At 36.5% G+C, this 11,835-nt stretch carries 12 protein-coding genes and 1 pseudogene; 3 read left to right on the forward strand and 10 right to left on the reverse strand.

Annotated features, from left to right (window positions below; genetic code table 11):
* Positions 1-205 precede the first annotated feature (205 nt).
* Both NSQ59_RS13575 and NSQ59_RS13580 read left to right on the forward strand, forming a co-directional pair.
* Positions 206-508, forward strand: a complete 303-nt coding sequence (locus tag NSQ59_RS13575) for a phasin family protein (protein WP_340831726.1) — start codon at positions 206-208, stop codon at positions 506-508.
* Positions 509-549: 41 nt separating this feature from the next.
* The gene (locus tag NSQ59_RS13580; RefSeq protein ID WP_340833166.1) at positions 550-2,229 is read left to right on the forward strand and encodes an ABC1 kinase family protein; all 1,680 of its coding nucleotides are present in this window, start codon (positions 550-552) and stop codon (positions 2,227-2,229) included.
* A 37-nt stretch (positions 2,230-2,266) separates the two neighbouring features.
* Here the strand turns inward: NSQ59_RS13580 and nfsA are convergent, their stop codons facing one another.
* Positions 2,267-3,013 (reverse strand): oxygen-insensitive NADPH nitroreductase, encoded by a 747-nt coding sequence (gene nfsA, locus NSQ59_RS13585; protein ID WP_055739852.1) that lies wholly within the window; start codon positions 3,011-3,013, stop codon positions 2,267-2,269.
* Between the two features lie 257 nt (positions 3,014-3,270).
* Between nfsA and NSQ59_RS13590 the strand changes: the two genes are divergently transcribed.
* Complete coding sequence (locus NSQ59_RS13590) at positions 3,271-3,699, forward strand: PH domain-containing protein (protein WP_055739853.1); 429 nt, start codon at positions 3,271-3,273, stop codon at positions 3,697-3,699.
* Between the two features lie 813 nt (positions 3,700-4,512).
* On the opposite strand, the gene NSQ59_RS13595 is transcribed toward NSQ59_RS13590, so the two are convergent.
* The 9 genes and pseudogenes from NSQ59_RS13595 to NSQ59_RS13635 all read right to left on the reverse strand — a co-directional run bounded on the left by NSQ59_RS13595 (position 4,513) and on the right by NSQ59_RS13635 (position 11,740).
* On the reverse strand, positions 4,513-5,514 hold the full coding sequence (locus NSQ59_RS13595) for an LLM class flavin-dependent oxidoreductase (protein ID WP_340831729.1): 1,002 nt from the start codon (positions 5,512-5,514) through the stop codon (positions 4,513-4,515).
* Positions 5,515-5,796: 282 nt separating this feature from the next.
* Positions 5,797-5,946 carry a hypothetical protein gene (locus NSQ59_RS13600; protein WP_161809237.1) on the reverse strand — a complete coding sequence of 50 codons (150 nt, stop codon included), beginning with the start codon at positions 5,944-5,946 and terminating at the stop codon, positions 5,797-5,799.
* 57 nt (positions 5,947-6,003) lie between these two features.
* Entirely contained in the window at positions 6,004-6,804 is an 801-nt protein-coding gene (locus tag NSQ59_RS13605) for a serine hydrolase (protein WP_340831730.1), read from the reverse strand.
* Between the two features lie 28 nt (positions 6,805-6,832).
* A pseudogene (locus tag NSQ59_RS13610) lies at positions 6,833-7,372 on the reverse strand (SIR2 family NAD-dependent protein deacylase); the annotation flags it as partial.
* Positions 7,373-7,413: 41 nt separating this feature from the next.
* Entirely contained in the window at positions 7,414-7,617 is a 204-nt protein-coding gene (locus NSQ59_RS13615; RefSeq protein WP_340831733.1) for a Sir2 family NAD-dependent protein deacetylase, read from the reverse strand.
* Positions 7,618-8,031: 414 nt separating this feature from the next.
* On the reverse strand, positions 8,032-8,214 hold the full coding sequence (locus tag NSQ59_RS13620; protein ID WP_055739857.1) for a hypothetical protein: 183 nt from the start codon (positions 8,212-8,214) through the stop codon (positions 8,032-8,034).
* A 125-nt stretch (positions 8,215-8,339) separates the two neighbouring features.
* A complete protein-coding gene (locus NSQ59_RS13625; protein ID WP_055739858.1) occupies positions 8,340-9,308 on the reverse strand; it encodes a P1 family peptidase in 969 nt (322 codons plus the stop codon).
* Positions 9,309-9,429: 121 nt separating this feature from the next.
* The gene (locus tag NSQ59_RS13630; RefSeq protein WP_055739859.1) at positions 9,430-10,500 is read right to left on the reverse strand and encodes an SIS domain-containing protein; all 1,071 of its coding nucleotides are present in this window, start codon (positions 10,498-10,500) and stop codon (positions 9,430-9,432) included.
* A gap of 31 nt (positions 10,501-10,531) precedes the next feature.
* The gene (locus NSQ59_RS13635) at positions 10,532-11,740 is read right to left on the reverse strand and encodes an MFS transporter (RefSeq protein WP_055739860.1); all 1,209 of its coding nucleotides are present in this window, start codon (positions 11,738-11,740) and stop codon (positions 10,532-10,534) included.
* Positions 11,741-11,835: the final 95 nt, after the last annotated feature.

The following is an 11,835-nucleotide window of genomic DNA, read 5'->3' on the forward strand; positions in this document are numbered from 1 at the left end:
ATGCGAAGTCAACTGAATCCTTCGGTGATCAATCGGATAAATAAAATATACTATTTTACACTTAAATAAAACTTAAGAAGGAATGATTCCCCTTAACGAGCTTGATTTAATAAATGTATTGAGTCCTTTATCATGTAAATAATAATTTTATCCGGTTATATACAAGTTCGTTGCAGAAATAAAATATATAAGGGGGCTATGAACATTGAAAAATATACTTAACAAAGGTGTAACATTAGGGTTGGGGCTAGCGATAACAAGCAAAGAACAGGCACAGAAACTCGTAGATGAGATGGTGAAAAAAGGAGAACTAAGCAGGGACGAGTCAGTAGAATTTGTTGAAAAACTATTTCAAAAGGGTATAGAAACACAAATGCAGCTAGATCAATTGATTACGAAAAAAGCGCAAGAACTGGTGGCAAAATTAAATGTAGCAACCAAAGAGGATATCAGGCGATTGGAACAGCGCATAGACCAGATTGACCAAAAAATAAACCCGGCCGAATAATAGTAATACAATGGTTGCCTGCGATAAAGGAGTGAATTCCTATTTTAGAAAAAAGAGTTCGTCACCTCGGGCGTTACCGAGATATTGTTGCTGCCTTTACCCGCAATGGTTTCGGTTTTCTTGTCAAGGATCTAGGGCTTTTTGAAGTACTTGCCTTACCGAAACGCTTATTTATAGATGGTCATCAGCAGATGAATTCCAAGTCCATCGGGGAACGTGTCCGACTAATATTGGAGGAATTAGGCCCAACGTTTATTAAAATGGGGCAGATTGCTAGTACCCGGCCAGATATAATACCTGAAGAAATTCTTAAAGAGCTGGAAAAATTACAGGATCATGTCCCACCCTTTCCATTTGAAGAAGTGGAGCGCATTGTCCAAGAGGAACTCGGCAGTACAATCGACACTTTGTTTAAAGAATTCCAGGAAGTTCCCATTGCAGCTGCTTCCATCGGACAAGTTCATTTTGCAGTATTGAAGTCGAATGAACGTGTAGCAGTCAAAATCCAACGGCCTAATATTAGTAAAATCATCCAAACGGACTTAGAAATTTTGCAGGACTTGGTACAGTTAGCTTCACAACGATTAGAATGGGCTTCACGATATCAGCTTCCTGAAATTGTGGAAGAGTTCTCAAAATCACTTCGAGAGGAATTGAACTACACGATTGAGGCTCGTAACACAGAGAGAGTTTCGAAACAATTTGAAAAAGACTCAAACATCCATATTCCAAATGTATACTGGGATTTATCCACTCAAAAAATATTGACGTTGGAATTTGCAGAAGGCATTAAGCTAAATGATATGCGGAAGCTGGATGAATTAGGATATAATCGCAAAATCCTAGCGGAACGATTTGTCCACTCCATCTTCCAGCAAATTCTTATAGAAGGATTTTTCCATGGTGATCCCCACCCTGGTAATATATTGGCCGGGCCCGGAGAAGTCATTGTATTTTTGGATTTTGGTATGGTCGGACGCCTCACCTTAGAAATGAAAACCTATATTGCCGCCCTCATTATTGCGATGATGCGCAAAAATACAAATGGTGTGATAAAAGCAATCACCAAGATGGGGTTAATTCCAGATGATATCGATATGCAGAAATTAACGAAGGATGTAGATGAGTTAAAAGAAAAATATTTGGATGTCCCTTTAAGTCAGGTAAGCCTTGGAGAGTCCATAAACGATTTGTTTTCCATTGCATTTAAACATCATATTCAGATTCCTGCGGATCTGACTTTATTAGGCAAAACGCTGCTTACAATGGAAGGTACGGTGGAAATGCTGGATCCTGAGCTCAGCATTATGAATATAGCCGAACCATTCGGGCGCAAACTTCTTAAGGAGCGACTTCACCCGAAAAAGGTAGCGGAAAATGCGGCTAGTTATTTATTTGAATATGGAGACATCCTTTCCCAATTACCAAAGCATATTCAAGAATTAACCTCCACAATCAAAAAAGGTAAATTACGAATGGAGATTACGGTTCCCGAGCTTGAGCAGTTTTTAAAAAAGCTGGACCGAATCAGCAGCCGCTTGTCATTCAGTATTATTTTACTTTCTTTTAGTATCATTATGGTTGGACTTATAATTGGATCTGCATTAAGTAACCAATCGACGCTGTTATGGAATATCCCAGCACAAGAAATTGGCTTTACTATAGCTGTTTTAATGTTATTATGGTTACTATTCTCCATTTTTAGGTCGGGAAAAAAATAGAGTGTCAGGCACCAAAATGGATAGTGCCTGACAACCTTTATTTTTTATTAAAGCCCTGCTTTTCAACGAAATCTTTCATATAAGTTCTAGTAGGCACTTTAAATTTCACTGCCATTTGAGAAGTCCACGTATCATCCCTTTTTCCATTTGTTCGCTCCATATAATATTGCTGAATCGTTTTATTATAATCCTCTAGTTGTTTTTTCAATACAGCAGCGTCAGATTGATATTCATCCTCATGATAAATATGTTCAAATGGCAACCGCGGTTTTTGTGATGATTGATTCAATGGATAGCCAATTGTCATCCCAAACAACGGGATGACGAACTTTGGAATATTAAGTACTTTTGATACTTCTTCCAGGTTGTTGCGAAGTCCCCCGATATAGCAGATTCCTAGTCCTAATGCTTCTGCTGCCAATGCGGCATTTTGCGCAGCTAAAGCAGCATCGATGATCGCAACCATAAAGGTTTCAGTTGTTTCTAATGCTGGATAAATATCCACTTTTTCCATTTCCGCAATAAGTTCATGACGGTGAAGATCCGCACAAAAAACTAGGAGATGTCCATTATTTTCAACATGCTGATTACCAGAGCATTCAGCAAGCTTCTTCTTTTTCTCTTTATCCTTTACCCCAATAATCGTATAGGCTTGAACAAAGCTTGAGGTTGCTGCAGATTGAGCACTTTCCACAATAGCCTTTATTTGTTCATCCGTTAAACGACGATCCTCAAAATGACGGATAGAACGATGATTTTGGATTAAGTCGATGAATTGATTCAACACCCTTCACTCCTATTAAAAATATTTTTTTTATTTCTCTCAATTAAAAAAGAATATTTTTATTGTACAAATTTTAATATACCTATCGCTCTTTTTAAAATCAATTTAATGAACTCCTAGGAAGGGAAGGATTTTAATAAATTAATGGTTTTGTTTTAGGGAAAAAACTGCAACTAAATATATGAAAATTCTCAAAATCTATTACTTCTGAAACCAATTATGGGTGTTGTCCGTATAAGAATTATGGAGGTGATACAATGGTGTTTCCATCAAGGAAAGATGTATGGATGGGAATTGTGGTTTGGACTACAATTGTATTTTTTCTGTGGGTTTTATATCGTTCAATATTTGTTCAACTTGATTTATTGGGCATCATCGCAATGGTTGTATTAATTTACTTTTTGGGAATGATTTGGTTCAACACTTGTTATAAAATAGAAAACAATAATCTTAAAGTATCATTTGGACCATTTAAAAAGTCTATTGATATAAAAGAAATCACATCAATACGGAAAACAAAAAATATCTTTACCGCACCATCCCTTTCCTTTAATCGCATTGAAATATATTACGGAAAGTATGGGTCAATTCAAATTTCCCCTATAGACCTACAAGCATTTATAAGTGAGTTACGAAAAGAGAACCCCAACATTCAACTTAATAATAAATTCAATAAATATCTATGAGTCTGTCCCCTTTATATAGGGTCTTTTTTATACACTTTAAAACATTTCAACGTTGCATAATTGGATTTTCGAATCGCTGAAATAAGCATTTGTTTCGACTTGATTTTCATTTAGCTTTCTCATAGCTCTGTACTCTCCTACCATTTAAGGATCTTGATAGGATTTAAGTGTAGTGTAAATTATGCTTAACCTCATTCTAAATTTAAGACGGGGTTAAAATACACTTTATTTCTTGACTTTTTAAACACAAAAAATGATTGAGTTTAAAATTTTCTAAAAAATAGGAGGATTGTAAGGTATGTTATAGAATAATTTAAATTGTAACACCTTATTAATTTCGAGGGGAGGTGAAAAGATATGGGTAATTTACTATGGTGGCTGCTTCGTTAATTGCTGTTTCTGTTGGTATAACGGAATCAGATCCAACGACAATTAGAAGAAGTAAGATTTTTTTCCGTCTTTTACAGTTTTAGAAGCAAAAACTCCCCAAAACCGCCGATATTATGGTGCTTTTGAGGAGTTATTTATTTTTTTTGTATATAGAAATGGAGTCACTCTTTTATCTCTTTAGCCTTATGTTAATATCCAATACTTTTAAAAATTCGGAAGGCATCCTCAGACATATTTTTTATGGAGATTTCTCTGCCTTCAAAATTCACCTGTGCAATAGTTGCAAAACTAATCTTTAGAACCAGTGCCTCGAAGATTGTTATTATAGGCACCTCCCTTCTTGCCGTGACATGATCACAAGACAAGAACGAAAAGGTGCCACCTAGCAATTTTTATACAAAAAAGCATATGTTACTATGCTTATTATCTCCCTTCCACCACTTCTTTTAATATTTCATAAGACCGCTTCTGTTTATCTGCATCATAAATATACGATACTGCCATAATTTCATTTACGTTGAAATAACTTTGGAAATTCGTTAACTGTTGACGAATACTCTCTTTGCTCCCCATGAAAGACATTCTGGACATAGATTCCGCCATTTCGGCTTCCATCGGCGTCCAAAGATGATCCATCGTATCCACAGGCGGTTGCAGTTTTATTCTAGATCCTCTTACGACATTTAGGAAAAATTGTTTCATAGTAGTGGATAAATTCTTTGCTTCTTCATCTGTTTCAGCTGCAATTACATTTAAGCATACCATCATATATGGTTTATCTAGATATTGCGACGGCTTAAATTCCATACGATAAATTGAAATCGCCTCTTCCATATATCTTGGAGCAAAATGGGACGCAAATACATATGGCAATCCTAATCGCGCTGCTAAATGAGCGGAATCCGTAGAAGAACCTAATACATAAATAGGAATATTCGTACCTACTCCGGGATAAGCTTTTACACTGCCCTGCTCTTCTTCTGGTCCGAAATAAGTTAAAAGTGATTGAATATCATCAGGAAATGTATACACGGAATCAACCTGTGAGCGTCTTAAAGCACTTGCTGTTTCCATATCTGTACCAGGAGCGCGGCCAAGCCCTAAATCCACACGACCAGGATATATAGTAGCCATTGTCCCGAATTGCTCTGCCACAACTAATGGTGAATGATTTGGCAGCATAACCCCGCCAGAGCCTACTTTAATTTTGCTGGTATGTTCTAATGTATGTTTTATTAAAATCGATGTCGCTGAACTGACAAGCGTTGATGTATTATGATGTTCTGCAATCCAGTATCGTGTATAACCCATCTTTTCCACTGCTTGAGCAAGGTCTACCATAGAGTCAATTGCCTCTTTTGTAGTCTGCCCTTCTCGCATTGGAGCTAAATTTAATACGGATACAGGTATATGAATATTTGTCATCCTCTATTTTCCTTTCAAATTGTAGATTAATACTATAGTAACAATTGGCAATCATAAAACCAACTTATTTGCTTGGGATTGTATACAATAGGAACAAACCGAATTAATGCAAAATAGACATGAAATATTGATTCATCCGAGAAGAATCCTTTTGACTTTCTTTTTCTTTGAAATGTCCTTTTGATATCTCTATAAGTACAAATATTGACTGGACAACGATTGAAAAAAATTAATTGAAAAAGACTGTCAAAATGACAGTCCGAATTTACTAATTACAATCGTTCACTTCCCCTTTTTTTCTTTTGATCCCTGTATGGAAACATTTTTCGGTCTTTTTGGATATGATGCTTTGTTCGAGTCATCAGGACCAGTAAGATCATTTCTTTGATCTAACACCTCGCCTGTATACTCAAAAGAATTTCCTTTTTCCATTCTATTCACCTCCAATGAATAGGATGGTTTATTCAGGTGCCTTTTTATACTCAGCAATCACTCTTTTAAATAATTAAAAATGCACTCTCCGATTTGAGCCATTGTTTGTTTAGCAAGCTTATCCTCTACATCCTTTGAAAGTACAACTATATTCATCGTTCGCCTGCCGACATATAAAACCCCGATATCATGACGAATACCTGTTACCCAGCCAGTTTTATTCGCAAATTCCCATTCCTGCTTCGTTCCGATAATATTAGATTCAGTTTCAGGAAATTTGTATGGTAAACAGTCACGGAACTGTTGTTTTTTCATAATATCAATCATTTGTTCGCATACATATTGGGAAATGATCATACCTGAAGTTAACTTTTTTAGAAGGACCGCCATATCCCTTGCTGTGATCATATTTCTCCCATTTGTTTTAACTGGAACAGTATTAAGCTTATTGTAAAAGCAACTATTCCTCATTCCAATCTCCGCCATCATTTCTTGTATTTTTTCAACTCCAACTAAGTCTATTAATACATTCGTAGCCGTATTATCACTTTGAATAATCATGAGCGTGAGATAATCATAGATGGTAAGACGGATTCCAGGTGTCAAATGTTGAAGAACACCGCCTTCAACTAATTCTTCCCTTTTTAATACAATCGTATCGCTTAATTTAAAAAGCCCCTCATCAAATGCCGAAAAAACGGCAGCCATGATCGGTACCTTAATAATACTAGCTGCATAGAATACTTCATTTTCATTCCATGACCAAGTTTCATTCTTATCCAGATCCTCCAGATAAATTCCCCATGTTCCACCTGTAGTATTCATAAATGCTTGGATTTCTTTTATCAACTTCTCCAACAGCCCATCCCCCTTACTAATATTAAAATTAATACTCCTTTCTATTATTTAACCAATTATCTATTTGTGTCATCGCCTTTCCTATTGATTCATGTATAACATATGTATCCGCTCCAAAATCATATGGTGTTTCTCCTTTATTAATAATGCATAGAGGTACACCTTTTTTTCTGTATTGCGGAAAGATGGAGAAAGGTGCGACAAGTAGACTTGTTCCTAACACTAAAACAAAATCTGCTTCATTCATGTATTGAATAATTGTATTTATCCCTTTCGTTGAAAACCAATTACCGGTATCCCCAAATAAAACAACATCCGGTTTAATATATCGATCCTCTTTATCTTTCGAATCACAGTGATTACACACATAAAAATCTTCCATTGTTTCTATGCGACGAACCATTTCCTCTGTGACATACTTTTTCCCACAGTTTAAACATGTAGCAGTCTTCATCGTCCCATGAAATTCAATGACATTTTTGCTCCCTGCTTTTTGATGGAGGCCATCAATATTCTGAGTAATAATCGTGGCAATTTTTCCTTCGTGTTCCCACTTAGCCAGAATTTCATGCCCTTTATTAGGAAGAGCATTCGGATGATAGAGATTTTCTACCGCAAATTGATAAACTCTATTGGATGCTGATAAAAATAGTCAAGGGAAAGAATGTATTCAGGTGCCAAAGAGTAAATTCCGGTCCTGGAACGAAAATCCTTGATTCCAGATTCTGTACTAATCCCTGCTCCTGTTAAAACCACTATCTTCCTTGCATCTCGAATAAAATTGGTACAAGTATCTAGCATGTTGGAATTCATGTAAATAACCACTCCTGAATGTATCGTATTCCTTATTTATAATATGACTTTCAATAGGACAAAAATCAAAATTTCGAGCCATCGTTGTATAAATAAAAAATATCATCGTATGTCATAAACGGACACAGATTCCGTTATTTTGAACAAATGCCCCTAATTTATAGGCTTAGCGGACACAGGATCCGTTAATTACGAAAAAACACTTGGGATTCACTGTTTTTATACCGTATAACGGAACCTCTGTCCGCAAATATTTGAAAATAACCTATTTTGTCACATATAACGGTACTGAAGTCCTCCAAACTCATATTAAGCATCCAAATGTAATAAAAGACCAGATCATATGTGATTTGGCCCCCTTAACTATTGAAGAAACATCAAAAAAAAGGAACGTATCCACATTCCTTTTTCCGGCTAATTTGTACTTTTTAATTTTTTTCTTTCCATATTTACAAGTGCAAGTAATCCGGCACCGATTAAACCAACAAATAAGTTTAGAGTTACAAGCTCAAAATGTCCTGTTGCTACACTATAAGCGGTTCCAAAGACCGAATAAAGAATCACCATAATGTAAAAACCGATCATCGCTTTAACCATAATAACCTCTCCCTTTTCCCTTTGTTGCAATAAGAAACTGTCATCGTTTTCTAAATTGTAACAAACAATTCACAAAATGTACATAAAAAATTTTCTTTTTGTACACAATTATTCATTTGGAGGGTTTATGCTCGAAAAATTTCTCGATGCGCCGGAATCCCAGCAATACTTTCTGTACTATAAATTGCGTTTAATATCGCATTTTCCATTACTTTTGCGGCCATTGGTCCAAGCAAATCAATCGAAACCTTTTTGTTTCCAGTAGCTAAAGTGAAAATCGTATCACCGTCATGCATAGTGTGTGCTGGATAAATCGTCCTCGCATAACCGTCCTGAGCCATTTGTGAAATCTTCGTCGCTTCCGCCTTCGTTAGTGCTGCATTTACGGCAATCACACCGATGGTTGTATTTGTACCAGCTTTGATCATCATTTCTTTATTTTGTTGGAGAAAATCCATAAAATCTACAACCTGATTCTTCTCACGACTATATGCACCTGCTACTATTTTCCCGTTGGAAGGATCGCGGATTTCCCCTAAAGGGTTCACAGCTACCACTGCCCCAATAACGATTTCCTCGTTCAAACGAATCGATGCAGTTCCCAGTCCGCCTTTCATGCAATGTTCAAAACCAAGGAATTTTCCGACAGTAGCACCGCAGCCTGCTCCAATATTCCCTGTTGGAAATGGTTTACTGCTAGCAATTTTTGCTGCCTCATATCCCATCTTTTTATCTGGTCTTATCTTTGGATTTCCGTTTGCTAAATCAAAAAGAATAGCAGCTGGCACAATGGGCACCTTTGCCACACCGGTATCATGTCCGATATTTCTTTCTTCTAAGTATTGCATGACTCCAGAAGCTGTATCTAAACCGAAGGCACTCCCCCCGCTCAACACAATACCGTGAACCTTATCGACTAAATTAATCGGACTTAATAAATCCGTTTCCCTAGTTCCTGGTGCAGATCCGCGAACATCTACACCCCCAGTTGCACCTTTTTCTGTTAAAATTACCGTACAGCCCGTCAATGCCTCCATATCTTGCATATTCCCTACTTTAATTCCAGGTACATCAATGATTTGTCCACTTATCATCTCAATCACTCTTTTACTATTTATTTAAAAAAGGAGTACCACCAACATTTTGAGGTAACAACCATGTTAAGACAGTTTTTGGTAGTGTAAAAGCAGACACAAAACTACTGCCACAATTACCTTAAACTTTACATTTTAAAAATTGATCAAAGTCATGGAAAATGGGCGTATTTAAATCAATCCCTCTTCCAGCGGCAATTCTGTAGGCTAATATTTGAAATGGAATAGACATGACAAGTGGGCAAAGGAGTTCATCGATATCTGTTCCAAGGGAAAGTGTTTTCTCTTCTTCTTCGTTGTTCCCACATTCAATAGTAAAACAATGATCTGTATAACGAGAAAAATAATCTTTAAGTTTTTTAGCCCTTTTGGAAAGAATGCTTTCGGTTTGAATAAAAAACAGACCATAGTTTTCATTTATTTCCAGATAAGGGCCATGCATAAATGCTTCTAACTCAAATCCATGTGTAGGTACCCTTATGGTTTCAGTAAATTTTGTTTCACATTCTTTTGCTGTTCCTACGGCAGGCCCGTATCCAATTGCTGCAAAACGCGGAATAGAATGAATCTCTTGGGCGTGTCTTTTGTAAAAATCCTCCGTCTTTTTAATAATTGATGGGATTCGATTGACTATCTCATAAAACTTTTTAATTTCCAACTCGGTCGTTTTTTCATTTATATGATGAAGCTTCCGTCCAGCGATTACACCCATTAACATCGACTTTAACATGGTAGCAGTGAATCCTTTTGTTACAAAACCTACTTTTTCAATGCCGCATCCAATATCAATGACCATGTCGGCATAATCGGTAATTGGACTATCCAAACGAGATGTTAAGACTGCAGTTGGTATTTCACTACTAGACTGAATTTTTTTTAAAGCTTCGATCGTTGAATGACTTTTTCCACTTTGTGACACTGCCAGCACAAAATCTGTATAGTCATTTACTTTTTCATAATGCGTAAAGTTAAATGGTTCTTTTATTTCTATAAATACACCTGCGATCTTTTCTATGTAATATTTTGCGCTTATAATTGCATTTGCACTAGAACCTGTAGCCAATATAAGCCAATTTTTTGGCTTCCTTGATTTAATGAAATTTTTGAAATCATGTAATTCTTGTTCGAATTGGTTTAACATCCTCAAACATGTTTGTTCCTGCTCATAAACATTCGTCATCATGGTTTCCATTCTATAATTACCTCCTGGTAAAAGTGAAAAATTATTCGCTATTATTCTGTAGCTGTAACTCTTTCCACTTCGACTCCTTCTTGCGAAATAGCAAAGATATCAAGACCAACAATAATAATAAAAACAAACAAGCATAGCTTGTTAAAATCCATAACGATGCAAAAGTATTGGTGTGATCCATTGTATACCCGAAGAAGGCTGGGAACACTGCACTGCCAATACCAGCAAATCCTGTTACCAAACTTGTTACAAAGCCTGTCATTCCTGGAAAGGTATGATTGGCAAAAACCATGGTAACGGAATAGATACCAGACATGGTCAGACCTATTAAAAATAGGATTGCGTAACAAATAATGATACTTCTCCATAAGGTAAAGCAGCCAAAAAAACAAATCGTTCCAACAATGCTCCATAATAGAAAACGATGATATGTCACTTTCTTCACTATCCACCCTGTTAAAGCTCTGCCAATCACCATTGCCAGCCAAAATATACTAACACTTAATGTGGCATAAGATACACCTACTTTAGAGTAGTTTATAAAAATGGATGGAAGAAAATTGTTTAGACTGGTTTCAATGCCATCGTAGATGAAAATCATTAATAAAAATAGACACAATAAGATCCATTTCAACTGACTAGTCATGATTCGTGGTGGGGCATTCTGCGCTTCAAGGTACTCTATTCGCTCTCTATCTATCAAAGGAACGGAAACACTTTGCCAAATAGACGCCACTAAAATACCTAGAATACTAGGTACAAGAAATGAATACCTCCATTCGGCTATGGCTATTAGAATACTAGAAATAATGGGCATACACAATGCCCCTAGTCCAAATGAAACCTCTGTACGACTCATCATCACTGCTCGTTTACCGACAAATACATCCATTATAATAGTAGCTACGATGATTTGTAGAATGGAAAGCAAAACTCCATTAAGAAGGTTCAATAAATAGACTACACCAATTGGTGGAACGAGCACCATCAGACATTGTACAATCGCAAGAAAAACGGAGGCTACAGAGATTACTTTTTTATAAGCATAATGTTTTGTCAGAAATGATGAAAAGACAACCCCAAGCAAGAAACCACCAGTTCCAAGGAAAACAAAAAAGCCGCCTTCTGTATATGATAGGTGATAGTGTTCTATTATTTGCGGCATAACCGATCCAAATACAACAAGGGCGTGACCACAAAGAAAATATGTCGTATACAATGACCATTTAAACTGTCTCAATCCGTATTCCTCCATGTTTTAACAACGGTGAATGATTAATCTCTTCTCCCAGGAGGTTACATCAAAAGCTATGCTGTGCTCTACATCCTTCCCGA

The organism is Margalitia sp. FSL K6-0131 (genome assembly GCF_038008735.1).
In the GTDB taxonomy this organism is placed as follows: Bacteria; Bacillota; Bacilli; order Bacillales; family Bacillaceae_C; genus Margalitia; species Margalitia shackletonii.